Origin of the sequence: Gallibacterium genomosp. 1 (assembly GCF_001678575.1) — a bacterium.
GTDB lineage: Bacteria > Pseudomonadota > Gammaproteobacteria > Enterobacterales > Pasteurellaceae > Gallibacterium.
This window is the reverse complement of record NZ_JTJP01000044.1, coordinates 23,021-48,079: the sequence shown is the minus strand read 5'-3', so window position 1 is coordinate 48,079 and position 25,059 is coordinate 23,021. Positions and strand designations below refer to the sequence as shown.

Below are 25,059 nucleotides of genomic sequence, written 5' to 3'. Positions count from 1 at the left end.
TTAAATATGAATGGATGTTAAAGGACGGTTATTCCTCATTAGATGAAGCTAATGGACGAGCTGGAATATTAACCTGTTTTTTGTACCGCCCCTAAATTTCAGGTATTTTGACCGTTTTGCTTTGATTGTGCCGCCAAAGTGATGCAGTGCGGCGTAATGCAGATTAGTGCTGACCATTGCATAATCATTATCCTAACGGGTATTTACTTGTCAATCCTAATGCTTTTTTACCTACTGTGAACTCACGTTCAAATTTTGCAAAATCTAATTTAAAACTTTCTTCACCCATTTTCCTGTTTGGCAAATTGATGGGCTAAGACTTCAGGGTAATTATCTAAATGCGGCTATAAACACTGCGACCGGCGTGATAATCAAAGCTTTTGTAGGCAGTAAACAGCTGATTACCGAGTTTTATACCGGTGGTGCGGTAGCTTGTTTTTTTCATTGACATACGTTTCCAGTTCAGCGGTTTCCACAGACGAAAAGAGTAAGATGGCTTTAATGCAACTGTGGTGTGATAAAAAAATTAAATACCTGTTAATAAATGTATCAACAGGTATTTAACATTATAATATTACCGACTAGTACACCCAATATTTTGTTGAATTTTGCAATTCCAGATTAAGTCTTATTAAGACACAAAGTTACCTCCTGAATTTCATTGATTCTTCAGATAAATTCGCATTTTTTAGTGCGAAATTGAGTTCCTGTAATAGTTGTAATCGCTCCTCATACGTAATAAGTGAATAATATCTGTGCTGCAATGCGCCAATGAGTTTCCAAAATAGATCTAGATGGACATTACCAATCAATTTTCTGATCCGAATATAAGTTTCTATCGCCCCTATCTGTCTTAGTGTGCGGACATTTTTTATATCAACACGATTCAATAACAACTCGTGTTTGAAATTAAGGTTTGGTAGATCCTTAATACGAGATTGGCGTTTTTTCTTAGTTTGTTGTTTTTTCTGTTTGACTTGTTCTATAGAAAGTAATATCAATGAACGATATTTTTGCTTATCTTCAGTAATTTCTTTAGGTAGATAGAAATACATATTTGAAGGTGATGTATATGGATAGGGAACACCTCCAAGTTGAATGATAAGTTTTGCTAATTCTCCAACAGCTCGAATATAAACAACATTATTTCTATAGATAGCAAACATATGAGAATCTTTGAAAATGCCATAGCCGTTAAATAGACTCTTTATTACGACTGTCCCAACTAACTCTCCCATAATTCTAGATACTTCGTCAGTGTTTCTTCCTGTATACGTTTGCAGAATCATAATAATTCACCTATAGTTGATGTAATTTAAACAAAAATTGCACTATCGGTAACGATTGCATAGAAAATATATCAATAAAAATTTTTATTTAGAAACGTTTTTATGATAAAAAAATGGATTATGTGAGGTTGATCGATAAACTGAAAAAAACTTGCATTTTTTATAACACTTTTGCCGTTATGTGAATAATAATGATATAAAATGTAAGTTTTTTTAACATTTGATGTTTGTAAATGCATCGTGTTCTGCTATACGGAAACATAAAAGAGATTAGAACAATGAAAGGAAACCATAATATGCAATGTCCTTGCCAATCTGGATTTGAATATCAAGACTGTTGTCAGCCATTACATCTATATCAAAAAAAAGCAGCAACTGCAGAACAATTAATGCGTTCCCGCTATTCGGCATTTGTATTGGCAGAGATTGATTATATTGTAAAGACGACAGCACCAGTACAGCAATCACTACTAAATAGCAAAGCGTTACATCAATGGGCGTTAAATACCCAATGGGACGGATTGGAGATCGTGAAGGTCGTACCGGAAATGGATAATCATCACGCACTGGTTGAATTTAAAGCTTTTTTTCTGCACCAAAAGAAACGAATGACACACCACGAATTATCTATTTTTGTGCGGATTGCGCAACAATGGTATTTTTTAGATCCGACAGTTGCCACTAAATGGGGATTAAAAGAGCCCTGTTTCTGTCATTCAGGAAGAAAATTTAAACAGTGTTGTGCTAAATATTTGTAAATAATCGTATCCTTAAATTCTTAGTTATTATCGTTGTATGTACTATACGCTTCCATCAATTCTTTTCCTTGTTTACCTCAAAGTAAAAAAACAACGGAATAGACGGAATTTCGCTATAATAGCCTGTAAAAATTGGAGAAAGGTCGAAGTTCAATCATTAAAGAGGTGTAAATAATGATGCAGGCTATTCACAAACAGGATCAAGGATATTGGTTATTAACGCAAGGATCGGCAATTTATTTGCAGCAGGGAGAGTTGCCTTATGGAGAGGCAGCATTATATGGAGTAGAAGGGTTATTTGGTTGTGTAATTGGTGAATATCACCAACACCCATTATGGTTGGTGGAAGAGATTCCTAATGATGAGCAACGCGAGTATGTATCGTTGCGTTCACAGCTTTATCGTAAAGAAGAGGAATTTAATCTATTAAATCGAGGTGTGGCGTTGAATTATTTCTTTAAAACACACCGTTATTGTGGAAAATGTGGCGAGAAAACCTATTTGACAACTGGTGAATTTGCTGTGGAATGTCCTAAATGTGGCTATCGTCATTATCCGGTGATTTGTCCTTCAATTATTGTTTCTATTAGAAGAGGAAAAGAAATTTTATTGGCAAATCATCAACGCCATATCGGCGGAATTTACACCACATTGGCAGGCTTTGTCGAAGAGGGGGAAGCATTGGAGCAAACTGTTGAGCGAGAGATTTTCGAAGAAGTTGGTTTAAAAGTAAAGAATATTCGTTATTTTGGTAGTCAACCTTGGGCATTTCCAAATTCATTAATGGTTGGTTTTTTGGCTGATTATGACAGTGGTGAGATTCGTTTACAGAATAGTGAAATTCACGATGCAAAATGGTTTCGTTATGATGATGAGCTTCCTCTATTGCCGGAGGAGGGGACAATTGCACGCAAATTGATTAAAACAACATTGGCACTTTGTGCAGAGGATTAATAATTTATGACCCAATTAAAAAATGATCGTTATTTACGCGCTTTATTACGGCAACCGGTTGATATGACACCGGTTTGGATGATGCGTCAAGCAGGGCGTTATTTACCAGAATATAAGGCGACTCGGGCGAAAGCCGGTGATTTTATGTCATTATGTCGTAATGCAGAGTTGGCGTGTGAAGTAACCTTGCAACCACTGCGTAGATATGATCTCGATGCAGCAATTCTATTTTCTGATATTTTAACCATTCCAGATGCAATGGGATTAGGTTTGAGTTTTGGTGCAGGAGAAGGGCCTAAATTTGCAAAACCAATTAATTGTAAAGAGGATATAGATCAATTACCGATTCCCGATCCGGAGCAGGAGTTGGGCTATGTGATGAATGCGGTAAGAACAATTCGTCGTGAATTGAATGGTGAAGTGCCATTAATTGGTTTTTCAGGTAGTCCGTGGACATTAGCGACTTATATGGTAGAAGGCGGATCAAGCAAAGCGTTTACCAAGATTAAGAAAATGCTCTATAGCGAACCAGCATTGTTACATGCTTTATTGGATAAATTAGCAGATAGTGTGATTTTATATCTTAATGCACAGATTAAAGCAGGCGCGCAGGCAGTAATGGTCTTTGATACGTGGGGTGGTGTGTTAGCTCACCAACAATATCGTGAATTTTCATTGCGTTATATGGAAAAAATTGTTAAGGGTTTGATTAGGGAATCTGAAGGGCGGATTGTACCGGTTACTTTATTTACTAAAGGTGGTGGTTTGTGGTTGGAAGCAATCGCAGATACCGGATGTGATGCAATAGGTTTGGATTGGACGATTGATATTGCGCAAGCAAAAAAGCGTGTTGGTGATAAGGTAGCGTTGCAGGGAAATATGGATCCTAGTGTTTTATATGCGCCAGCGGAACGTATTGAACAGGAAGTTAAAGCCATTTTAGCCGGATATGGTAAAGGTTATGGACACGTCTTTAATTTAGGACACGGCATTCACCAAGATGTGCCGGTTGAAAGTCCTAAAGTGTTTGTTGATGCGATTCATCGTTTTTCAAAAGTGTATAAGACAGCCTAAGAGGTAGATATGAGGAACCCGATTCAAAAACGTTTGGCAAATTTGGAAAGTTGGCAACAGTGTGTTTTTATGGCCTGTTTGTGTGAACGAATGTATCCTAATTTTGTGATGTTTTGCAATATTACCGAACAACCGCAGCAGGCAAAGGTTTACCATAATATTATGAACCTTGTTTGGGAACATTTAACTATTAAAAATGCAAATATTAATTTTGAACACCAGTTGGAGAAGTTTGAGCAAGTTATCCCGAATATTAATGACTACGATTTTTTCGGTATTGTTCCGGCGGTGGATGCTTGTGAAGCATTATCTAATTTGTTACACGCGCTAATTGGTGGAGAAAGTTTAGAGCAAGCAATAAGAATTAGTTTGTTATCTTTGCAAACCATTGTGTCATTATTGGAAACGGAAGAAAATCGCCATTTTAGTGATGATGAATTGAAAAATAATGAGTTAATTATTGATGAGTTAGATATTCAATGGGCGATTTATCGTACACTCAATGAACTGGAAAAACGTGATATTGAGGTGATTAACGGTTTGAAAAATGAGATCCATGCCACAAAAATGAGTAATATCGGAGTTGAATTAAGCAATTAATGTGACTTTTTTCTAATTTTAGTAATAAATCTCTTTTAATATGATTAAAGTTAGATTAATCTGTTCACTCAAGACAAGGCTTGAGCTGGGGTGGATCAAGGGATATTCACCAACGAGGCTATCTCGGCTTTTTCAAAAAATTGAAAGAGAATCTATTCAATTTCTAAACCACAGTAAAATATAGAGGGTAATATTTATGAACAAAACTGAATTAGTTGACGTAATTGCAGAAAAAACTAAGTTAAGCAAAAAGGATTCTAAAGCAGCATTAGAAGCTGCCTTAGAAGCAATTACTGAAAGCCTTAAAGCAGGTGATGCAGTACAATTAATTGGTTTCGGTACATTTAAGGTTAACCAACGTCAAGAACGTACAGGACGTAACCCACAAACCGGTAAAGAAATCAAAATCCCAGCAACTAAAGTGCCTGCATTTGTTTCCGGTAAAGCTTTAAAAGATGCTGTAAAATAATTTTGGTGAAAAAAGTCGCTATTTTTTATAATAGCGGCTTTTTTAATGGCTAAAAATAGGCTTTTATTGCCTGTTGAGTAAATAGTTGTTTATCTTCCCAGCGTAACATCGTTAATCTATTGCCCCAAACACAACCGGTATCTAATGCATAAATATTTTTAGGCGTTGGATAATCAACAAGGCTTGCCCAGTGACCGAATAAGATTGCTATTTGCTGATATAGTGGATTTTCTAATTCAAACCAAGGTTTTAATGGGGCTGGTGATTCATTTGGCGGTAATTTACACTCAAATTCTAAGCGATTATCCGGATAGCAGTAACGCATACGCGTAAAAACATTAATGCTGTAACGTAAACGTTCAATGCCGGTTAAGTCTTTAGACCAGAGATCAGGTGAGTTTTGATACATTTCACGTAATAATTGTAGATAATCGCCCTGTTGCAACACCTGTTCAACTTCCGCAGCACATTGTTTCGCCGTTGCCAAATTCCATTGTGGACAGATACCAGCGTGAGTAATGACGAAACCAAGATCGGAACGATCAATCAGCAAAGGCTGGTGACGCAGCCAATCAATCAAGTCTTTAAAATCCGATGCTGAAAAAATAGCATCAACGTGATCTTTTGCTTTAATTTTTTTAATGCCGAAAGCAGTGGAAAGCAAATGCAGATCGTGATTTCCTAATACGGTTTGTGCTGATTTGTCTAATGATTTGACAAAACGTAGACATTCGAGAGATTTATCGCCACGAGCAACTAGATCACCGACAAGATAGAGTTTATCCTGTATTGGATTAAAATTGACTTGTTGTAATAGAAGCTGTAGCTCATCAAAACAACCTTGTAGATCGCCAACAATATAGGTCGCCATAAATTTTTCCCTTTATAGTGTAATGATTAAGTAAGCGAGGTAGATAAAATATGTTGCTAGTAGAATTACTCCTTCACTTCTGGATATTTTTTTACCTGTTGCTGCAAATAGCCAGAGTAATAACATACTAATAATCAACATTGCAAAATCAAGATAAGATATATCTCCGACAGCAAGTGGAAATATGCTTGAACAAGCGCCCATTACAAAGAAAATATTGAAAATATTGCTACCGACAACATTGCCAATCGCAAGATCTGAACTGCCTTTTTTGGCAGCAAAAATAGAAGTTGCCAATTCAGGAAGTGAAGTACCACCTGCAACAATAGTTAAACCGATAACAGCATCACTAACGCCAAAGTTTTGTGCGATCTGAATTGCTCCAGAAACAAAGAGATCTCCACCAATAATTAACACTGCTAAACCGATGAACAGATAGAATATTATTTTTATTGAAGAGTGCGGTGTTATCTCATCTATTTCATTCTCTTCGGTTGTATCCTGTCTTGCATTGGCAAAGGTGTAGCTTAAGAAAATAGTAAAAAACAGTAATAAAATTAAGCCATCACCACGAGAAATAAAGTCAATAGATTGATTATTCAATAGGCGATCAAAACAGAGAAAAATAAAAGCCAAGGAAGCCAATAGAGCAAAAGGAATCTCTTTTTTTACTGAACCAGCTTTGATCATAATAGGTGATGCTAGGGCACTGGCGCCAACAATGACTAATGTATTAAATAAATTGCTACCGATAATGTTACCGACAGATACACCGGAATTGCCTTTTAATGCTCCCCAGAAGCTAGTAATGAACTCTGGTAGTGAAGTGCCAAAAGCAACAATAGTTAAACCGATAATCAATTCATTAATTTGGAAACGGCGAGCAACGGCAATTGCGCCGTCAGTAAAGCGGTCTGCTCCCCAAAGAATGCTGACAATACCAATGAGTAACGTAATATATTCCATTATTATGCCTCATCCTTATTTGTTGGAAGTGGGGGATTATCAGCAAGCCAATTAGCTAAGCGAGTATAATCTGCAATAGTAAGGTTTTCAGCACGATCGGTCAGTTTAATACCTAATTCTGTAAGTTGTTCAGCTGTAAAGAGATCCATCAATGAATTTCTTAAAGTTTTACGACGTTGATTAAATGCTTGGGTACAAACGCGGTTTAACCAGTAAAGATCTTTTACTGGATGAGGCAATACTTTATGGGGAACTAAGCGTACAACGGCGGAATCTACTTTGGGAGCAGGTTTGAAAGCTGATGGGGGAACTTCCAATACAGGAATAACTTGGCAGAAATATTGAGCCATAATGGTTAAGCGACCGTATGCTTTACTATTTGGGCCTGCACATAAACGGTTTACCACCTCTTTTTGTAACATAAAGTGCATATCCTGAATCACATTGTGATATTGGAAAAGATGAAACATCAAAGGTGTTGAAATGTTATAAGGCAAATTGCCGAAAATTCGTAATGGTTTCTCTGCCTGCTGTGCTAATTGTTGAAAATCAAAACGCATTACGTCTTGCTCAATAACGGTCAATTTTTGATGTAAAAACGGATGGTGGCGTAATCTTTCTGCTAAATCACGATCCAATTCGATCACGGTTAAATGTTCAATTTGTTCAGCAACCGGTTCGGTCAAGGCACCGAGACCGGGACCAATTTCGATAAGAAAATCATTTGCTTGCGGATTAATCGCAGCAACAATACTTTGAATAATTTGATCATCGTGTAAAAAGTTTTGCCCGAAACGTTTTCGTGCCGTATGTCCTAAATGTGTTTTTGAATTCATCAAAAAAATCTCCTCAATAGTTGGAATCTTGCTGTTGGTGGCGACAGAATGTATTTATATTGTTGTTTTTGCAATAATCTTTTCTAGAAAAAATAACCGCACACAGAGTGTACGGTCGCTATTATAACTAAATCGCTTAATGTTGAATAACGAGCAATTACTTTTGTAAAATCTTAATATCAGCTGATTTTCTCAAAGTTTTTACCCAATCTTTAGAGGCTTCCATTGCTTGTTGATTAACTACTTGCTGATAGGCCTTTTGCATATAGGCTTCTTTGGTTTTATCCCCTTCACGTTTATCAACAACTTCTAGAATATGCCAACCATATTGGGTTTTAAACGGCTGAGAGATCACACCTTTTTTACTATTTTTTATCATTGCTTGAAATTCCGGATCATATACTTCAGGGAAATTCCAACCTAAACTCCCTCCGTTAGCTCCGGAAAGGTAATCTTTGGAGTAAGATTTTGCTGCAGCGGCAAAAGTGGTTTTACCTGCGATAATATCACTACGCAAATCAGATAATTGTTTTTTGGCTTGAGCATCATTTAATAGAGGATTTGTCTTTATAAGGATATGGCTGACAAGATATTGTGGAGATTTTACAGTCTGCAATGTACCTTTTTGCTTTGCTTCATTGTACATCTGCATACCCAATTTTTCTATTTGTTCACGTGAAACAGAGATACTTTCGTTTATTGCTTTATTACGAACTTCTCCCATAATAATTTGGTGGGCAATCTGTTGACGGAACTTTGCTTCACCGATTCCTTGATAATCTAATACGTCAAGGAATTGACCATAAGTTAATCCATTCTCATTGGCAATTTGGTGCATAATTTGTTGAATTTGTTGTTGAGATACATTGATGTTAGCACCTTTGATTGCTTTTTGTACCAACATATCATCAATGATGTCATTCAAGGCAGCGGCACGATTGGCTTCAGTATTGGTACGTTTACCCAAAGCCTGTTTAACTTGACTACTTAATATCGGCGTACCGTCAACGGTCGCTACAACTTTTTCTACGGCATAGCTTGTTGATGCTAATGATAAACAGCCTGTTAAAAGTAAAAATTTGATCCATTTTGTTTTCATAACCTATTATCCTATTTGCTATATTTTGTACTGTGTTCCGTTTCACATTAGATGACTAGATAAAAAGATCTTAATTATTTCTTAATAAATCTACTTGATAGCAGCCATCATATTTCATTGTTTTCACTTGTATCTGTTCCTGTCTTGAAGTAGGGATATTTTTACCAACATAATCGGCACGAATAGGCAGTTCACGATGCCCTCTATCAACAAAAATTACCAGTTCGATTTTTGCTGCTCTGCCGAAATCGATTAATGCATCCAGTGCAGCACGAATGGTTCGACCAGTGAATAATACATCATCCACTAAGATAACTTTTTTATTTTGAATATTGATTGCTTCCGAAGAGCCGTGATACACCGGAGATTCACTGGATTCCGCATATTGTAAATCATCACGATAAAAAGTGATGTCCAGTTCCATATAAGGCAAGGTTGTGCCGGTCAGCTGTGCAATTTTCTGCCGTAAAAGATCAGCAATTTCCGCTCCTCTACGGCGAATACCCACAATGATTAAATCATCCAATGTTTGGTGTTTTTCAATAATTTCATGGGAGATACGTGAGATCGTACGAATAAACTGGTTTTCATCGATAATCACTTTTTCCATAAATAAAGTAACCTTCTAATTTAGGATAAAACGGGATTAAAAATAACATAAAATCACAGTTAACGCACATTGAAAACGTATTTTTCAGAAAAATTAGGTTTTGTCGAAATGACAAAACCTAATAGCAAGATTAGATAGCCCAATGACCAGCATAGAATATCACTAAAATGATAGCAATAATGACTGTGCCAAGGTTGAGTTTACGCCACTCACCGGCGATAATTCTCCCAATGACTAAAGAAGCAAATCCTAGCATAATGCCGGTAACGATATTGGCGGTTAAGACGATAAATACCGCACAGATTAAACCACTCATTGCAGCGACAAAATCATTGAAATCCAATTTAGCAACATTGCTCAACATTAATAGACCAACATACATCAATGCTGGTGCCGTGGCATAACCGGGTACTAGAGCAGCCAGTGGTTGGAAGAATAACATTAATAAGAATAATAAACCGACAACAATTGCAGTAATACCAGTTTTACCTCCGGCAGCAGTGCCGGCAGCTGATTCAATATAAACGGCAGCAGGTGCGGTGCCGAACAGACCAGAGAATAAACTACTCAAGGAGTCTGAGGTTAAGGCTTTGCCTCCGTTAATGATTTGCCCATCCTTATCCAATAAATTAGCTTGCCCTGCTACTGCTCGAATAGTTCCAGTAGCATCAAAAACAGCTGTCATCACTAAGGCGAACACAGCTGGTAATACCATTGGTTGTAATGCACCGGCGATATCTAATTGTAGAAAATGTGAGGTTTCACCGAAAGATGGTAATTTAAAAACTTGACCGGCAAAATTAACATTAGGATCGAAAATTAAACCGATAATCGTGATGGCGATAATAACTAACAGAATACCACCTTTTACTTTTAAACGCTCTAAACCGATAATGGCGGCAAGACCAATCAAAGCCATCATTACTGGGAAAGAGGTGAAATCACCTAATTTAACTGGTAAGCCAGCATTGTTAGCGACAACTAAACCTACACCGTTTGCAGCAATCAAAAGTAGGAATAAACCGATTCCAATACCGGCACCGTGAGCGATACTAGCAGGCAGATTACGTAAAATCCAAGCACGAATACCGGTGGCGGAAATCAATGTAAAGATAACCCCCATTAAAAAAACAGCACCCAATGCCACCGGAATGCTTACTTGTTGTCCAAGTACTAAGCTAAAAGCGGTAAAGGCAGTTAATGAGATTGCCACGCCAATAGCCATCGGTGCATTTGCCCAAAAGCCAATAAGGATAGAACCTAAACCTGTTACTAAACAGGTAGCAATAAAGACGGATTCAGCGGAAAAACCTGCGTTGCTTAACATTCCCGGCACAACAATAACAGAATAAACCATTGCTAAGAATGTTGTTAGCCCGGCAATAATTTCTTGGCGTAAAGAACTTTTGCGGGCGGAGAGTTCAAAACGCTGTTCAAGCATATTAGACATTGAAATACCTTAAATTAGGATAAAAGGGAAATGTAGGAAAAGAATTTTACCTGAGTCAGCAACAATCTACTATTAAAAAATGCAAACGTTTGCGTTTTTTTGAAAATAAAACGCCTTACCTCTTTAAAGTAAGTCAGGTAAGGCGTTATTGATTTTAGCTCTGTAATGAGTAGATATTTAGGTGATCAAGTTTGTTTAAACCGTTTGCCAAAGCGGTTGCACCATTCATTGTGGTTAATACCATCACTTTATGTTGTAAGGCACTACGACGAATAGAGTGACTATCTGCAACAGATTCAGGTTTGCCGTCAACTGTGTTGATAACCAGTGCTATTTCTCCATTCTTGATTGCATCAACGATGTGAGGACGCCCCTCACGAACTTTATTAACGTGTTGAACAATAATGCCTTGTTCCGCAAGGAATTTAGCAGTGCCGTAAGTTGCGCATAAACCGAAGCCAAGTGCTTGTAATTGTTTGACTACAGTCAATAAACGTTGTTTATCCTGATCGGCAACAGATAGGAACACTTTTCCTCCGTGAGGGATATGTTCACCAGCACCAAGTTGTGCTTTGATAAAGGCTTCAGCAAAAGTTTCACCTACGCCCATTACTTCGCCAGTCGAACGCATTTCAGGGCCTAAAATAGTGTCTACTCCCGGGAACTTGATAAATGGGAACACTGCTTCTTTAACTGCAAATTTTTCCGGAATCACTTCTTTTTTAATATTTTGCTCTGCTAAGGAAATACCTGCCATAACGCGTGCAGCGATTTTAGCTAAAGGTACGCCGGTAGCTTTACTAACGAAAGGAACTGTACGAGAGGCACGTGGATTAACTTCAAGCACATAAATAGTGTCGCCTTTAACGGCAAATTGAACGTTCATCAACCCGACCACTTTTAAAGCAAATGCCATTTCAGTGGTCTGACGGCGGATCTCATCCTGAATTTGTTGGCTCAAAGAATATGCAGGAAGAGAACAAGCGGAGTCGCCACTATGGATACCAGCCTGTTCAACGTGCTGCATAATACCGCCAATAACAACTTGTTTCCCATCGCAAATACAGTCGACATCGACTTCGATTGCATTATCGAGGAAATGATCCAGTAAAATCGGACTATCATCAGAAACCTGTACGGCTTCGCGGATATATTTATTAAGTTCATCTACATTGTAAACAATTTGCATTGCACGGCCACCTAAAACATAAGACGGACGCACAACTAAAGGATAACCGACTTCGTCAGCTAATTTTACGGCTTCTTCTGCATTTTTTGCCGTGTGGTTAGATGGCTGTTTTAATTTCAGATCATTTAAGATCTGTTGGAAACGTTGTCTATCCTCTGCTGCATCAATGCTGTCGGCAGATGTTCCAATAATATTGACGCCGTTTTGTTGCAATTTATTGGCTAGTTTTAGTGGGGTTTGACCACCATAATGCACGATTACGCCATACGGGTTTTCAATGTGAATAATCTCTAAAACATCTTCAAGTGTTAGCGGTTCAAAATAGAGACGATCAGAAGTATCGAAATCAGTAGAAACGGTTTCCGGATTACAGTTAACCATAATGGTTTCAAAACCACTTTCTCGCAAGGCAAGAGCGGCGTGTACACAGCAATAATCGAATTCGATTCCTTGACCGATACGATTTGGACCACCTCCCAAAATCATAATCTTTTTACGATTTGATGGGGTAGCTTCACACTCTTCTTCATAGCAAGAGTAGAGGTAAGCCGTATCTGAATTAAATTCACCTGCACAGGTATCAACACGTTTGTAAACTGGATGTAGATTGAATTGATTACGGCGTGTTCTCACATCACTTTCACTAGTTTTAGTTAATTGCCCAATACGTTTATCGGAGAAACCTTTTCGTTTTAAACGGCGCAACTCAGCGTAGTCTAATTGATCCAATGTTTTTTGTTCTAGTGTCAACTCTTCTTGTACAAGATCTTGAATTTGTCGTAAGAACCACGGATCAATTTTAGTGTAACGATAAACCTCATCTAATGACCAACCTAAACCAAAAGCATCTGCAACATAGAGTAGGCGTTCAGGGCCAGGATTAGAAATTTCGTGACGTAATTTTTCATTATCTTCTGAACGTAAATTAAATCCGCAAATGCCTGTTTCTAAACCACGCAATGCTTTTTGTAAACTTTCTTGGAAAGTACGCCCCATTGCCATCACTTCACCGACAGATTTCATTTGCGTGGTTAAACGGTCATCTGCTTGTGGGAATTTTTCAAAGGCGAAACGTGGTACTTTAGTAACAACATAATCAATTGAAGGCTCAAATGATGACGGAATTAATCCGCCAGTGATGTCATTGCGTAACTCGTTTAATGTGTAACCGACCGCTAATTTAGCCGCTACTTTGGCAATCGGGAATCCTGTTGCTTTTGAAGCAAGTGCAGAAGAGCGGCTAACACGAGGATTCATTTCGATCACAATCATTTCGCCGTTTTCAGGATTGATAGCAAATTGTACATTTGAACCACCGGTATCTACACCAATTTCGCGTAACACCGCAAGGCTTGCATTACGCATAATTTGGTATTCTTTATCAGTGAGAGTTTGTGCCGGAGCAACGGTAATTGAGTCTCCAGTGTGTACTCCCATTGGGTCGAGATTTTCAATGGAGCAAACAATAATACAGTTATCTGCTTTATCACGTACTACTTCCATTTCATACTCTTTCCAGCCTAACACCGATTGCTCAATTAATAGTTCGTGAGTTGGGGAGGCATCAAATCCACGTTCACAAATAGCTTGAAATTCTTCCCGATTATAAGCGATACCACCACCAGAACCGCCCATTGTGAATGACGGACGAATTAAGGTTGGAAATCCAACTTGTTCCTGAGCTTGCCACGCTTCAGCAAAGGTGTGGCAAATGAATGATTTTGGCGTATGTAAACCGATTTTCGCCATTGCTTCTTTAAAACGACCGCGATCTTCTGCTTTATCAATTGCATCTTCAGTCGCACCGATTAATTCCACATTATATTTTTGTAAGATACCGTTTTTGGAAAGATCTAATGCGCAGTTCAATGCAGTTTGTCCGCCCATTGTCGGCAAAATGGCATCCGGGCGCTCTTTGGCGATAATTTGTTCCACTGTTTGCCAACGAATTGGCTCAATGTAGGTAACATCAGCCATATTCGGGTCGGTCATAATGGTTGCTGGATTTGAGTTAACAAGGATAACTTTATATCCTTCTTCACGCAATGCTTTACAGGCTTGTGCACCGGAATAGTCAAATTCACACGCCTGCCCGATAACGATTGGACCGGCACCGATAATTAATATTGTTTTAATGTCTGTGCGTTTTGGCATAATTTATTTTTCACCCATTTTACTGATTAACGTGCCACATAAGAAGTTGCTGTTTGTGTATGGCTTGCAATATCCATTTCGTGAATAAATTTATCAAAGAGATAAGCAACATCGTGCGGACCTGGGCTGGCTTCTGGATGACCTTGGAATGAAAAAGCTGCTTGTGTTGTTAATTCAATCCCTTGAACCGAACCATCAAACAGAGAACGATGTGTGATGCGAACATTATTTGGCAGACTATCAGCATCCACTTCAAAACCGTGATTTTGACTGGTAATTAATACTTTTTTGTTATCTAAGTCTTCAACAGGATGGTTTCCGCCGTGATGACCAAATGCCATTTTTTTTGTTTTCCCGCCAACAGCTAAACCGAGTAATTGATGTCCTAAACAGATACCGAAAATAGGTTTTTTACTTTCTAATAATTGACGGATAGCAATAATGGCGTATTCACAAGGTTCAGGATCGCCAGGGCCGTTAGAAAGAAAAATGCCATCCGGATTCAGTGCTAGCACTTCACTAGCTTGGGTATTTGCCGGAACAACCGTAATATGACAACCACGTTCCGCCAACATTCTGAGAATATTCCGTTTAACGCCGAAATCATAAGCGACAACGTGAAAACGGTAATGTTGTTGTTGAGGATAACCTATGCCAAGCTGCCAAACACATTCAGTCCATTCATAACTATTTTTACAAGTTACCTCTTTAGCGAGGTCTTTACCTGCCATTGAACCGAAACTTTGTGCTAGAGTTAATGCTTTTTGCTCATCAATTTCACCTGCCATAATACAACCAGACATTGCACCTTTGTCTCGTAATAGACGAGTTAAGCGGCGAGTATCAATATCTGCAATTGCGACCACATTATTTTGCAGTAAATATTGATGCAAAGACATTTCACTGCGGAAGTTACTGTGTAAGAGTGGCAGATCACGAATAATTAAGCCAGCAGCGTAAACTGCATCGGATTCTACATCTTCGCTGTTGGCACCGGTATTGCCGATATGTGGATAGGTTAAGGTAACAATTTGTTTTGTATATGAAGGATCAGTGAGGATTTCCTGATAACCAGTCATTGAAGTATTAAAAACCACTTCACCTATGGTATGTCCTAGTGCGCCAATGGCTTTACCTCGGAAAACAGAACCGTCAGCGAGGACGAGGATAGCTTGTTCAGACATCAATTACTCCTAAATAATTTTATGTGTTAGGTTGAACACTTACGAATGCTCATTAACCACAACTTAGATCAAATGGCGATTTACGCTTTTGGCTAAATTGTGCCTGAAAGTTTTCGCTAAAACCGAAAAAATCGCATTATTTTAATTGAGCAAACGATTAAATACAATGTTTCAACCGCTAACAATCTTGTTTAATTGTTAATGTTGTAGTGTACTTTATGAAATAATATGCAATATTTTTGAATATTTATTCATTTAAGGCAAGCGGTATTTTTGATTTAACGATTTTTTTCAGCCTGAAATTTGATTAGAATAAATAAAGTTTAGAGAAAAATAAAATGGGAATGACTATGGTAAGACAATTGAAAAAAACATTATTTACTGCAATGGTAATAATTCTGGTTGGTGGTTGCTCAAGCCATCAGGATAATGGAGAACGCAGTGACCCATTACAGGGGATTAATCGTACAATGTGGAACGTAAATTATAATTATCTTGATCCCTATATTGTACGTCCTATGGCTAAAGGTTGGCGTGATTATGTGCCACAACCAGTGAAAACTGGAATTATTAATTTTGCAGATAATTTAGATGAGCCTATGAGCTTTGTTAATCGCTTATTGGAAGGTAATTTTAAACAAGCAATGGTGCATTTTGACCGTTTTTGGATTAATACGATTTTTGGTTTAGGAGGCTTTATTGATCTTGCCAGTGCAAGTGAACCATTAAAAAAGCAGGAAAAGCGTGAATTTGGTGATATGTTGGGGCATTATGGTGTTGGTACTGGTGCTTATGTGATGGTGCCAGGGTATGGTGCTGCGACACCACGCCAGGACTTAGGGCATTTAGTTGATATGACTTATCCAATGTTGTCTTTTCTTGGACCTTGGGGGCTTTTGAAATGGGGAGTTCAGGGTATTGATAGTCGTTCTAGAGTATTAGATCAAGATGTTCTATTACAACGATCACAAGATCCATATGTTACTTATCGTGAGGCTTATTTCCAAAACCTTAAATTTAAAGTGAGTGATGGTAAGTCAGAAACGAAGACAAGTGAGAAGCTGGATAAAAATATTTTAGATGAAATCGATTAATCTTTAATTTTATTGATTGAAATTAATAACTACAGTCGAAGAATCCTTTACAGTAGTTAGCAGTTTAATTTTTGATTTAGAAAAGGATAAAAATATGGAAATGACATCCATTCAACGTTTAATTTTGGCTAACCAGTATGAATTAATGGCATTATTAAATCCAGAACAGGCAGTGCATTTTCGTCGGTTGAAAACAATTGTACAGTCAGGTTTTGCAAAAGAATTGCAAGAATTGGATAAAGGCTTCTCCTATTTGAGTGAAGCGGAATGTGATGCTGTACGAGATACTTTAGAGATGTATCACGCATTGCAGATTTGCTATAACAAATTACCGGATAAATCCGTGATTAGTGCTAACCAAATCAAGTTTATTGGTTATTGTGCTATTAGAGAGAAAAAATATTGTCAATATGTGAAATTTTTACGAGAAAGTGAAAAGCTTTATGCAGATGTTGAATTTTATGCCGATGATAATGATGCACAAATCTGTATGGCAGAAAAATATCAAAAAATGTTGGCTGTTTGGCGTAGTTGTCCACACGAATACCACCTCAGTGCGGAAGAAATACATCGTATTTTGGTAGCTTAGCAAGAGTGCATGGTAAAAACGGTAGGTTTAAGTACCTACCGTTTTTCTTTATTTATTTGCCTGAATTTCTATTTCTTTATTAACTTGACCGTAAATCATCATCGTAAAGACAACTGTTCCACCCAGAATATTGCCGAAACAGGTTGGTAATAAGAAAGTGATGAAGTAGTCATAAAGTGAGGTTTCACCTTGGAATACAAGATAGGCAATTTCCGCTGAACCGACAATAACGTGTGCAAAATCACCAAGAGCTATCAGATAAATAAAGAAGAAAATCATAATAAATTTTCCACTGTTGACTGATGGCATCATCCAAACGATAGAAGCAATCAGTATCCCAGCAGGGATTCCTTTTAAAATATTTTCGGAAACAGTCATCTGTTTAACGTGCATTGCAATTTCGTGCATTGCATTGACAAACTCAGGGTTAAATGCCTGATGATTTTGTAAAAATAGTGCGGCTAATGCTGTGCCTATTAAGTTTGAAATAAGCACAATAGACCATAAACGTGCGACTGCTGCGACTTTACGCCAAGTCAATGGATTAAACAGCGGTACAACAGTTGTGATAGTATTTTCCGTAAACAATTGCATTCGTCCGAGAATCACAAGTAGAAAGCCGACAGTATATCCCATATTAGTGACCAACGGTGACCAGCTTTCGTTAGGCAAATAGGCGGTAAAAATTGCTTTAAAAACAAACGAGAATGTTACTACTAAACCGGCAGTAATACCGGAAAAGATAAGTGCTTTTGTTGGACGAGTTAGCTCTTCAATGCCATCCTGTCGAATAATTTCATATAATAATCGTGGACTAAGACGTTCATATTCCTCAATCGCCATTTTATCTCGATAGGAAAGGGTTGAAGTATCTAATTCTGATTTCATTGCGTTTCCTTTTTAGTTAAAAATTATAAAAATAATAGCGAAAACTATCTAAAAAATAGGGTGTATATCTTAACATAATGCAAAAATCACACCTAATTTTCTTGTTAAAGAAACTAGGCTAAAACAACGGAATATTTTATAATCACGCGTTCTTGAAACAGAAAGAATAAATGAAAAGATATGTTTGAAATTAATCCTGTAAAAAATAAAATCAGTGATATTAGTGAAAGAACCTTGGCACTTAGGGGGTATCTTTGACTTCGACAATAAAGTTGAACGATTAGAGGAGGTCAGCGCTGAATTGGAGCAGCCGGATGTATGGAATAATCCGGAAAAAGCACAAGCATTAGGAAAAGAACGTTCTTCATTAGAATCAGTGGTAAATACCATTAAATCTTTGCAACAAGGTTTAGATGATGTTGAAGGATTATTAGAATTAGCAATTGAAGCAGATGATCAGGCAACATTTGATGAAGCTGTTGCCGAACTGGAACAGCTGGAACAAAGTTTGGCTAAACTTGAATTTAGAAGAATGTTCAGTGGCGCCAATGATGCCGCTGATTGCTATGTAGATTTGCAAGCTGGTTCAGGTGGTACTGAAGCCCAAGACTGGACAGAAATGTTGTTACGGATGTATTTACGTTGGGCAGAGAGTAAAGGATTTAAAACTGAATTAATGGAAGTGTCCGATGGTGATGTTGCTGGCATTAAATCAGCAACCATTCGTGTTAGTGGTGAATATGCTTTTGGTTGGTTGCGAACAGAAACTGGTATTCATCGTCTAGTGCGTAAAAGCCCATTTGATTCTAATAATCGTCGCCATACCTCCTTTAGTGCGGTATTTGTTTATCCTGAAATTAATGATGATATTGATATTGAAATCAATCCGGCGGATTTACGCATTGATGTTTATCGTGCATCTGGTGCTGGTGGGCAACACGTTAACAGAACCGAGAGTGCAGTGCGAATTACTCATATCCCGACCGGTATTGTAGTGCAGTGTCAAAATGATCGTTCTCAGCATAAAAATAAAGATCAGGCGATGAAGCAGTTAAAAGCTAAATTGTATGAGCTTGAATTGAAAAAGAAAAATGCTGAAAAACAGGCATTAGAAGAGAGTAAGTCTGATATTGGTTGGGGCAGTCAGATTCGCTCTTATGTGTTGGATGATGCACGTATTAAAGATTTACGCACTGGCGTTGAAAACCGCAATACACAAGCTGTATTGGATGGCGACTTAGACAAATTTATTGAAGCAAGTTTGAAAGCTGGACTATAGCTATGCAAGGTTTGTTTAGTAAATAAAATTGACTGATTTTAGTAAGAATTGAATAACGATTTGCAAGAATATGCATTAAAAAATTAAAGGTAAAAAAATGACAGAACATACTCAAGAGTTAGATTTAAATGGAGAAATGCTTGCTCGCCGTGAAAAATTGGCAACCTTACGCCAAAAAGGCAATGCATTTCCGAACACATTCCGCCGAGACAGTTTAGCCGGTGATCTTCATCAACAATATGAAAATGAAGATGGTGAAGTATTAAAAGAGAAAGCTATTCCTGTCAGCGTAGCAGGACGTATTATGACACGACGTAAAATGGGAAAAGCTAGTTTTATCACGTTGCAGGATATGAGTGGAAAAATCCAACTGTATGTCGCTAGGGATTTATTACCGGAAGGTGTTTATGAAGAAATTATGGCGATGCTTGATCTTGGCGATATTGTTGGAGCAAAAGGAACGCTATTCAAAACTAAAACTAATGAATTGACTGTACGTTGTACTGCTCTTGAATTGTTGACTAAAGCATTGCGCCCATTACCGGATAAATTCCACGGTTTAGCAGATCAAGAAATGCGTTACCGCCAACGCTATTTGGATCTTATTTCTAATGAAGAATCTCGTCGCACTTTTATTATTCGTTCAAAAGTGATTGCAGGTATTCGTGAATATTTTATCGGCAAAGGTTTTATCGAAGTCGAAACCCCAATGTTGCAAGTGATTCCGGGTGGGGCGGCGGCACGTCCGTTTATTACTCACCATAATGCGCTTGATATTGATATGTACCTTCGTATCGCACCGGAACTTTATTTGAAACGCCTTGTTGTCGGTGGTTTTGAGCGTGTATTTGAGCTAAACCGTAACTTCCGTAATGAAGGGGTTTCTGTACGTCATAATCCAGAATTTACGATGATTGAATATTACCAAGCTTATGCGGATTATCACGATTTAATGGATAATACCGAAGAATTATTGCGCAAATTGGCATTAGATATTTTAGACACTACAATTGTGCCTTACGGTGAATATGAATTTGATTTCGGTAAACCGTTTGAACGTATTACAATGCACGATGCCGTATTGAAATATGGTGCAGATAAAGGCATTGTTAAAGAAGATCTTTATGACTTTGAACGTGCTAAAGTGGTAGCTCAAAAACTTGGCATTGAAATTCAAAAGTCTTGGGGCTTGGGAAGTTTAGTCAATGCGATTTTTGAAGAGATAGCGGAACATCACTTAATTCAGCCAACCTTCTTAATGGCTCACCCTGCTGAAATTTCACCGTTGGCTCGTCGTAATGATGAAAATCCAGAAGTTACGGATCGTTTTGAATTATTTATTGGTGGACGTGAAATTGGTAACGGTTTCTCTGAGTTGAACGATGCGGAAGATCAAAATGAACGCTTTAACGCACAAGTAGCAGCGAAAGAAGCAGGTGATGATGAAGCAATGTTTAAAGATGAAGATTTCGTGGTGGCGTTGGAACACGGTTTGCCACCAACAGCAGGTGAAGGCTTGGGAATCGACCGTTTGGCGATGTTGTTTGCTAATGCGGAATCAATCCGTGATGTGATTTTATTCCCAGCAATGAAACATAAATCTTAAAATTTTTTAGTAACGAAAAGGTTGGTTGTGAAAGGCAATCAACCTTTTTGATTTTTGCGATCTGCTCCACATTTTTTCTCTTTTTTTGCTTATATACCCATCAAATACTTTATGCTGAACACCTGATATTTAGAGGAGAGCATAAATGTACTATCTATATCTATTTTTAGGTTTAATTTCTTTTTCTGTGATGGCAAAAGAGTCGGTAATGTTATTGCAGGAGTATAAAGATCAAGATTTACAAGGTTGGGTGATGAGCGAAAAACTAGATGGTGTAAGAGGATATTGGGATGGAGAAAAATTGTTTACTCGTCAGGATAATCTTTTGAATCCTCCGGGTTATTTTATTAAAGATTTTCCACCATTTGCGATTGATGGGGAGCTATTCAGTGAGCGAGGCAAATTTGAGGAGATCACCAGTATCACCCGTTCTATAAAAGATAAAGGTTGGCATAAATTAAAATTATATGTGTTTGATGTACCGAAAGAAAAAGGAGATTTGTTGCAAAGGCTGGATGTGCTTAGACAATATTTATTGCAACACCCAACGCCTTATATTGAAATCTTACCGCAGATGCCGATAGAGAATAAACAAGCTGTTTATCAGTTTCTTGATCAAGTAGAAAGTTTAGGTGGAGAAGGGGTTGTGGTAAGAAATCCGAAAGCGAATTATATCGTAGGGAGAAGTAGCCAAATTTTAAAGTTGAAACGTCATCAAGATGAAGAGTGTACTGTGATAGCTCACCATAAAGGAAAAGGACAGTTTCATAATGTGATGGGATCATTAACTTGTGAAAATGAACGTGGGCAATTTAAAATTGGTTCTGGTTTCAGTTTAGCTGATCGAGCTAATCCGCCGGCGATTGGTTCGATAATTACTTATAAATATCGGGGGTTAACCAAAAACGGTAAACCAAAATTTGCTACTTATTGGCGTCAACGTTCGTCAATGTCGTCTGTTGAAACTAATTGATAATGAATAACAAAAAGTTGTTCGGCATCAGGATAAATTTGACGAATTACTTTTTTTAGCTCGGTTAGTGTCATATTTTCCTGCTGTGCGTGTTTTTCTGTTAGTTGTGAAAATTGAATTGGTGTTACAGAGAGGATTTTAATTTTGGCGAACCACTGATGTTGTTCAAACGTAAAAACATCAATGATACTGCCGATTTTAAAATCTTTTTCACTATTATCACGAATAGTAATGGTTTTACTACCATTAAGTATGTTCTCTCTAAAGCATTGATAAAAAGTGATTTCCATCATTATTTTTTCCTTTTCGGTAATTTTTCTACCCACGACCAGTTTTTATCTTCCTGATAATCAAAAACAGGGAGTCCTAAGCCAAATCGGATAGCTAGCAAACGTAATAAGAAACCGGTCACTAACGTGATTAAAATCACAATATCTTGCGGAATGTGGGTGTGTTGTAACCCGATATAGATAGCGGTAGCAAGAAAGGCGATACTGGCATAGAGTTCTTTTTGAAAAACCAATGGAATACGGTTGCAGAGTAGATCCCTCAGTACACCGCCAAAGGCTCCTGTGATGATAGCGGCAACAGAGGCGATAATAAAACCATGCCCCATAGTGAGAGCAACTTGTGCGCCAATAATGGAAAATACGATTAAACCTAGTGCATCCAAAATTAAGAAGACCGCTTTTAAATAACGCATTAATGGTGCAATAATCACGGTCAATACCGCTGCACCGGCAACGATAACGATATATTCCGGGTGTTTTACCCAACCTAATGGATAATGACCTAAGAGAACATCCCTAACAGAACCACCACCAATAGCGGTAACGGAGGCAATAATAATAACGCCGAAAATATCCATTTTTTCTCTGCCGGCAGCTAAAGCGCCGGTGATTGATTCGGCAGTAATTCCAATTAAATAGAGAATGGTGAGTAGCATAATCTTATTGAACGATGATTCAGTATGGAAGATTGTACTAGAAACTCTACCATTTCGTTAGTTTTGTTTATTGAGTTTATTGGTAAAAAGTTTTTATGTATAAAAGATAGTCAAATAAAATAATAGGGAGCATTAAATTTTAAAAAAATTAAACGCTAATAATTATTTTGGTTTAAAAACAAACCTCTTGTTATGATTATAAGTTAGTTTTTTATACTAAAAATAAATAATAATTTAGAATTTTATATAAAAATAGCTGACTATTTTAATTATCTCTTCCTGTTGCTTTCAAAAAACATTTGTGATGATATTACAAAACTGTTTCATTTATATTAAAAAAGAGACTAATTTATGACAGCATCAATAACGACTGAAGAGCAGTCCTCTACATTAAAAAGTCGTCTTTCTGCACTAGGTCCAGGAATTTTAATGGCTTCTGCTGCGGTAGGCGGTTCTCACCTTATTGCTTCAACACAAGCGGGTGCAATTTATGGTTGGCAGTTAGCGATAATTATTATTTTAGCAAATCTGTTTAAGTATCCGTTTTTCCGTTTTGGTGTGCAGTATACGCTAGATACAAATAAGACCTTGCTTGAAGGCTATAAAGAGAAAGGAACAGCTTATTTATTCATCTTTTTTTTATTGAATGTTTTTTCTACAGTAATTAACACGGCCGCTGTATCTTTATTGTCCGCTGTTATTTTATCTTTTGTTGTACCATTACCTGTGCCAACGTTAAGTTTAACAGTATTAGTGGTGAGTACTGCGATTCTTTTATTCGGGCAATATCGACTTTTGGATGGCTTATCCAAGTTCGTGATGATTTGCCTTACTTTAGCTACTGTGTTAGCGGTCGTGATTGCTGCTTCTCGAGGAGCGGTTGCGCCGGAAGGTTACGTAAGTGAAAGTCCTTGGCAGTTAGGTGCATTAGCCTTTATTGTGGCATTGATGGGATGGATGCCTGCTCCGATAGAGATTTCTGCTATCAATTCAATGTGGGTGGTAGCGAAAAAACGCATAACCAAAGTTTCTTATCGAGATGGTATTTTTGATTTTAATGTGGGTTATATTGGTACTGCATTATTGGCTTTAGTATTTTTGGCATTAGGTGCTTTGGTTCAATATGGTTCAGGCATACCAGTTGAAATGGTGGGAGGAAAATATATTGCCCAATTAATTGGTATGTATGCGACAACTATTGGCGATTGGGCTAGGGGATTAATTGCATTGATTGCTTTCCTATGTATGTTTGGAACAACGCTTACTGTTATTGATGGTTACTCTCGTTCAAATATCGAAAGTTTGCGTATTTTATTGAAGAAGAAAGGTACAAGAGCCAGTTATTTGAATATTGCATTCGTTGCGGCATCTATTTCCGGAGCATTGATTATTTTCTTCTTTAATAATGCATTAGGACCAATGCTTAAATTTGCAATGATAGCTTCATTTGTTACCACTCCTGTATTTGCTACTTTGAATTTGTTATTAGTGTTAAAAGGTGAACATAAAGTGAAGGGCGGACTATTGTGGCTTTCTCTTATTGGTTTGTTATACCTTACCGTATTTACCTTATTATTTATTGTTTATCAGATGGGATGGTTAAGTTAAAACTTTATTTTTATCACTAAGACGGTAATTGTTTACCGTCTTTTCTTTGTTTATGATAAACACTTTTAACTAAAAAGTGAGCAGAATGATGCAAGAGTTTAGTGTTTTATTTGTTTGTTTAGGTAACATTTGCCGTTCACCAATGGCGGAATTTATTTTTAAACATAAATTACAACAGGCAGGTTTATCTGAATTGGTTAATGTGGATAGTGCTGGTACTGCCGGTTGGCATAGTGGTGAGGGAATGCATTGTGGTACAGCGGATATGTTGGAGCTACACAAAATAGACAGTAACGGTTTTCGTAGCCGTCAAATCAGAAAACAGGATTTGGCAAATTTTGATTATATTATTGCGATGGATGACAGCAATTTAGAGGATTTGGAGCGTTTTTTCGGCAAACACCCACAACAAATTTTTAAAATTACTCAGCTATGCCCAGATTTAGAAAAAGATCATATTCCTGATCCTTGGTACACACACAATTTTAATGAAACTTACCATTTGCTAGATCGCTGTTGTGATGCTTTGTTGCAAAAAGTTAAACAGAAAATAAGCAAAATGTGACGTTGTTC

At 37.5% G+C, this 25,059-nt stretch carries 24 protein-coding genes; 12 read left to right on the top strand and 12 right to left on the bottom strand.

All coding sequences use genetic code 11. From position 1 onward, the window contains the following. Positions 1-644: 644 nt before the first annotated feature. Complete coding sequence (locus QV04_RS08535; protein ID WP_039135111.1) at positions 645-1,289, bottom strand: TfoX/Sxy family DNA transformation protein; 645 nt, start codon at positions 1,287-1,289, stop codon at positions 645-647. 278 nt (positions 1,290-1,567) lie between these two features. On the opposite strand from QV04_RS08535, the gene QV04_RS08530 reads away from it, so the two are divergent. From QV04_RS08530 to hupA, 5 genes are all read left to right on the top strand, one after another. After that, positions 1,568-2,047, top strand: coding sequence for a YchJ family protein (locus QV04_RS08530; RefSeq protein WP_065231624.1), 480 nt, complete (start codon positions 1,568-1,570; stop codon positions 2,045-2,047). A 177-nt stretch (positions 2,048-2,224) separates the two neighbouring features. Further along, positions 2,225-3,001, top strand: a complete 777-nt coding sequence (gene nudC, locus QV04_RS08525) for an NAD(+) diphosphatase (protein ID WP_197494820.1) — start codon at positions 2,225-2,227, stop codon at positions 2,999-3,001. 6 nt (positions 3,002-3,007) lie between these two features. After that, positions 3,008-4,075, top strand: a complete 1,068-nt coding sequence (hemE, locus tag QV04_RS08520; RefSeq protein WP_065231626.1) for a uroporphyrinogen decarboxylase — start codon at positions 3,008-3,010, stop codon at positions 4,073-4,075. Between the two features lie 9 nt (positions 4,076-4,084). After that, the gene (locus tag QV04_RS08515; RefSeq protein ID WP_065231627.1) at positions 4,085-4,675 is read left to right on the top strand and encodes a YjaG family protein; all 591 of its coding nucleotides are present in this window, start codon (positions 4,085-4,087) and stop codon (positions 4,673-4,675) included. 196 nt (positions 4,676-4,871) lie between these two features. Beyond that, on the top strand, positions 4,872-5,144 hold the full coding sequence (gene hupA, locus QV04_RS08510) for a nucleoid-associated protein HU-alpha (RefSeq protein WP_013745698.1): 273 nt from the start codon (positions 4,872-4,874) through the stop codon (positions 5,142-5,144). A 49-nt stretch (positions 5,145-5,193) separates the two neighbouring features. Here hupA and apaH read toward each other — a convergent pair whose 3' ends face one another. The 8 genes from apaH to carA form a co-directional block, all read right to left on the bottom strand. Further along, positions 5,194-6,015, bottom strand: coding sequence for a bis(5'-nucleosyl)-tetraphosphatase (symmetrical) ApaH (gene apaH, locus QV04_RS08505; RefSeq protein WP_065233393.1), 822 nt, complete (start codon positions 6,013-6,015; stop codon positions 5,194-5,196). Positions 6,016-6,027: 12 nt separating this feature from the next. After that, the gene (locus QV04_RS08500) at positions 6,028-6,981 is read right to left on the bottom strand and encodes a calcium/sodium antiporter (RefSeq protein WP_065233392.1); all 954 of its coding nucleotides are present in this window, start codon (positions 6,979-6,981) and stop codon (positions 6,028-6,030) included. Positions 6,982-6,983: 2 nt separating this feature from the next. Continuing rightward, positions 6,984-7,817, bottom strand: coding sequence for a 16S rRNA (adenine(1518)-N(6)/adenine(1519)-N(6))-dimethyltransferase RsmA (gene rsmA, locus QV04_RS08495; protein WP_065233391.1), 834 nt, complete (start codon positions 7,815-7,817; stop codon positions 6,984-6,986). A 157-nt stretch (positions 7,818-7,974) separates the two neighbouring features. After that, positions 7,975-8,916 (bottom strand): peptidylprolyl isomerase, encoded by a 942-nt coding sequence (locus QV04_RS08490; protein ID WP_065231631.1) that lies wholly within the window; start codon positions 8,914-8,916, stop codon positions 7,975-7,977. Positions 8,917-8,986: 70 nt separating this feature from the next. Beyond that, positions 8,987-9,526, bottom strand: coding sequence for a bifunctional pyr operon transcriptional regulator/uracil phosphoribosyltransferase PyrR (pyrR, locus tag QV04_RS08485; RefSeq protein ID WP_065231632.1), 540 nt, complete (start codon positions 9,524-9,526; stop codon positions 8,987-8,989). 130 nt (positions 9,527-9,656) lie between these two features. Next, positions 9,657-10,976, bottom strand: a complete 1,320-nt coding sequence (locus tag QV04_RS08480; protein ID WP_065231633.1) for an NCS2 family permease — start codon at positions 10,974-10,976, stop codon at positions 9,657-9,659. Positions 10,977-11,130: 154 nt separating this feature from the next. Then, entirely contained in the window at positions 11,131-14,319 is a 3,189-nt protein-coding gene (gene carB / locus QV04_RS08475) for a carbamoyl-phosphate synthase large subunit (protein WP_065233390.1), read from the bottom strand. Between the two features lie 26 nt (positions 14,320-14,345). Continuing rightward, complete coding sequence (gene carA / locus QV04_RS08470) at positions 14,346-15,503, bottom strand: glutamine-hydrolyzing carbamoyl-phosphate synthase small subunit (protein WP_065231635.1); 1,158 nt, start codon at positions 15,501-15,503, stop codon at positions 14,346-14,348. 350 nt (positions 15,504-15,853) lie between these two features. On the opposite strand from carA, the gene QV04_RS08465 reads away from it, so the two are divergent. Together QV04_RS08465 and QV04_RS08460 are read left to right on the top strand one after the other, a co-directional pair. Further along, positions 15,854-16,597, top strand: coding sequence for an MlaA family lipoprotein (locus QV04_RS08465; protein ID WP_065231636.1), 744 nt, complete (start codon positions 15,854-15,856; stop codon positions 16,595-16,597). A gap of 94 nt (positions 16,598-16,691) precedes the next feature. Beyond that, positions 16,692-17,186, top strand: a complete 495-nt coding sequence (locus QV04_RS08460; RefSeq protein WP_065231637.1) for a YfbU family protein — start codon at positions 16,692-16,694, stop codon at positions 17,184-17,186. A gap of 48 nt (positions 17,187-17,234) precedes the next feature. Here the strand turns inward: QV04_RS08460 and QV04_RS08455 are convergent, their stop codons facing one another. Next, entirely contained in the window at positions 17,235-18,074 is an 840-nt protein-coding gene (locus QV04_RS08455) for a formate/nitrite transporter family protein (RefSeq protein WP_065231638.1), read from the bottom strand. Between the two features lie 180 nt (positions 18,075-18,254). Between QV04_RS08455 and prfB the strand changes: the two genes are divergently transcribed. The 3 genes from prfB (at position 18,255) to QV04_RS08440 (ending at position 21,932) form a co-directional block, all read left to right on the top strand. Next, positions 18,255-19,353, top strand: a protein-coding gene (prfB, locus tag QV04_RS08450) for a peptide chain release factor 2 (protein WP_156539726.1) whose coding sequence is annotated in 2 segments (ribosomal slippage) — positions 18,255-18,329 and positions 18,331-19,353 — 1,098 coding nt in all. Because the reading frame shifts where the segments join, the coding sequence is not laid out codon by codon here. A gap of 97 nt (positions 19,354-19,450) precedes the next feature. Continuing rightward, on the top strand, positions 19,451-20,959 hold the full coding sequence (lysS, locus tag QV04_RS08445) for a lysine--tRNA ligase (protein ID WP_065231639.1): 1,509 nt from the start codon (positions 19,451-19,453) through the stop codon (positions 20,957-20,959). A 145-nt stretch (positions 20,960-21,104) separates the two neighbouring features. After that, positions 21,105-21,932, top strand: coding sequence for a DNA ligase (locus tag QV04_RS08440; protein WP_065231640.1), 828 nt, complete (start codon positions 21,105-21,107; stop codon positions 21,930-21,932). Here the strand turns inward: QV04_RS08440 and yqfB are convergent. Together yqfB and QV04_RS08430 are read right to left on the bottom strand one after the other, a co-directional pair. Beyond that, complete coding sequence (yqfB, locus tag QV04_RS08435) at positions 21,896-22,225, bottom strand: N(4)-acetylcytidine aminohydrolase (RefSeq protein WP_039135152.1); 330 nt, start codon at positions 22,223-22,225, stop codon at positions 21,896-21,898. The genes QV04_RS08440 and yqfB overlap by 37 nt on opposite strands. After that, positions 22,225-22,878 (bottom strand): trimeric intracellular cation channel family protein, encoded by a 654-nt coding sequence (locus QV04_RS08430; RefSeq protein WP_065231641.1) that lies wholly within the window; start codon positions 22,876-22,878, stop codon positions 22,225-22,227. The genes yqfB and QV04_RS08430 overlap by 1 nt, the downstream gene beginning before the upstream one ends. A 351-nt stretch (positions 22,879-23,229) precedes the next feature. On the opposite strand from QV04_RS08430, the gene QV04_RS08425 reads away from it, so the two are divergent. Together QV04_RS08425 and QV04_RS08420 are read left to right on the top strand one after the other, a co-directional pair. Beyond that, positions 23,230-24,486, top strand: a complete 1,257-nt coding sequence (locus QV04_RS08425; protein ID WP_065231642.1) for an NRAMP family divalent metal transporter — start codon at positions 23,230-23,232, stop codon at positions 24,484-24,486. Positions 24,487-24,574: 88 nt separating this feature from the next. Continuing rightward, positions 24,575-25,051, top strand: coding sequence for a low molecular weight protein-tyrosine-phosphatase (locus tag QV04_RS08420; RefSeq protein ID WP_039170981.1), 477 nt, complete (start codon positions 24,575-24,577; stop codon positions 25,049-25,051). Positions 25,052-25,059: the final 8 nt, after the last annotated feature.

Excerpts from the sequence above, each read along its gene's own strand:
- QV04_RS08425 (WP_065231642.1), top strand. The coding sequence starts at position 23,230 with ATGACAGCATCAATAACGACTGAAGAGCAGTCCTCTACATTAAAAAGT.
- QV04_RS08465 (WP_065231636.1), top strand. The coding sequence starts at position 15,854 with ATGGTAAGACAATTGAAAAAAACATTATTTACTGCAATGGTAATAATT.
- QV04_RS08535 (WP_039135111.1), bottom strand. The coding sequence starts at position 1,289 with ATGATTCTGCAAACGTATACAGGAAGAAACACTGACGAAGTATCTAGA.
- QV04_RS08530 (WP_065231624.1), top strand. The coding sequence starts at position 1,568 with ATGAAAGGAAACCATAATATGCAATGTCCTTGCCAATCTGGATTTGAA.
- nudC (WP_197494820.1), top strand. The coding sequence starts at position 2,225 with ATGCAGGCTATTCACAAACAGGATCAAGGATATTGGTTATTAACGCAA.
- QV04_RS08455 (WP_065231638.1), bottom strand. The coding sequence starts at position 18,074 with ATGAAATCAGAATTAGATACTTCAACCCTTTCCTATCGAGATAAAATG.
- carA (WP_065231635.1), bottom strand. The coding sequence starts at position 15,503 with ATGTCTGAACAAGCTATCCTCGTCCTCGCTGACGGTTCTGTTTTCCGA.
- QV04_RS08440 (WP_065231640.1), top strand. The coding sequence starts at position 21,105 with ATGTACTATCTATATCTATTTTTAGGTTTAATTTCTTTTTCTGTGATG.
- yqfB (WP_039135152.1), bottom strand. The coding sequence starts at position 22,225 with ATGATGGAAATCACTTTTTATCAATGCTTTAGAGAGAACATACTTAAT.
- QV04_RS08430 (WP_065231641.1), bottom strand. The coding sequence starts at position 22,878 with ATGCTACTCACCATTCTCTATTTAATTGGAATTACTGCCGAATCAATC.
- lysS (WP_065231639.1), top strand. The coding sequence starts at position 19,451 with ATGACAGAACATACTCAAGAGTTAGATTTAAATGGAGAAATGCTTGCT.
- carB (WP_065233390.1), bottom strand. The coding sequence starts at position 14,319 with ATGCCAAAACGCACAGACATTAAAACAATATTAATTATCGGTGCCGGT.
- hemE (WP_065231626.1), top strand. The coding sequence starts at position 3,008 with ATGACCCAATTAAAAAATGATCGTTATTTACGCGCTTTATTACGGCAA.
- QV04_RS08515 (WP_065231627.1), top strand. The coding sequence starts at position 4,085 with ATGAGGAACCCGATTCAAAAACGTTTGGCAAATTTGGAAAGTTGGCAA.
- pyrR (WP_065231632.1), bottom strand. The coding sequence starts at position 9,526 with ATGGAAAAAGTGATTATCGATGAAAACCAGTTTATTCGTACGATCTCA.
- QV04_RS08480 (WP_065231633.1), bottom strand. The coding sequence starts at position 10,976 with ATGTCTAATATGCTTGAACAGCGTTTTGAACTCTCCGCCCGCAAAAGT.
- QV04_RS08460 (WP_065231637.1), top strand. The coding sequence starts at position 16,692 with ATGGAAATGACATCCATTCAACGTTTAATTTTGGCTAACCAGTATGAA.
- apaH (WP_065233393.1), bottom strand. The coding sequence starts at position 6,015 with ATGGCGACCTATATTGTTGGCGATCTACAAGGTTGTTTTGATGAGCTA.
- hupA (WP_013745698.1), top strand. The coding sequence starts at position 4,872 with ATGAACAAAACTGAATTAGTTGACGTAATTGCAGAAAAAACTAAGTTA.
- QV04_RS08420 (WP_039170981.1), top strand. The coding sequence starts at position 24,575 with ATGCAAGAGTTTAGTGTTTTATTTGTTTGTTTAGGTAACATTTGCCGT.
- rsmA (WP_065233391.1), bottom strand. The coding sequence starts at position 7,817 with ATGAATTCAAAAACACATTTAGGACATACGGCACGAAAACGTTTCGGG.
- QV04_RS08500 (WP_065233392.1), bottom strand. The coding sequence starts at position 6,981 with ATGGAATATATTACGTTACTCATTGGTATTGTCAGCATTCTTTGGGGA.
- QV04_RS08490 (WP_065231631.1), bottom strand. The coding sequence starts at position 8,916 with ATGAAAACAAAATGGATCAAATTTTTACTTTTAACAGGCTGTTTATCA.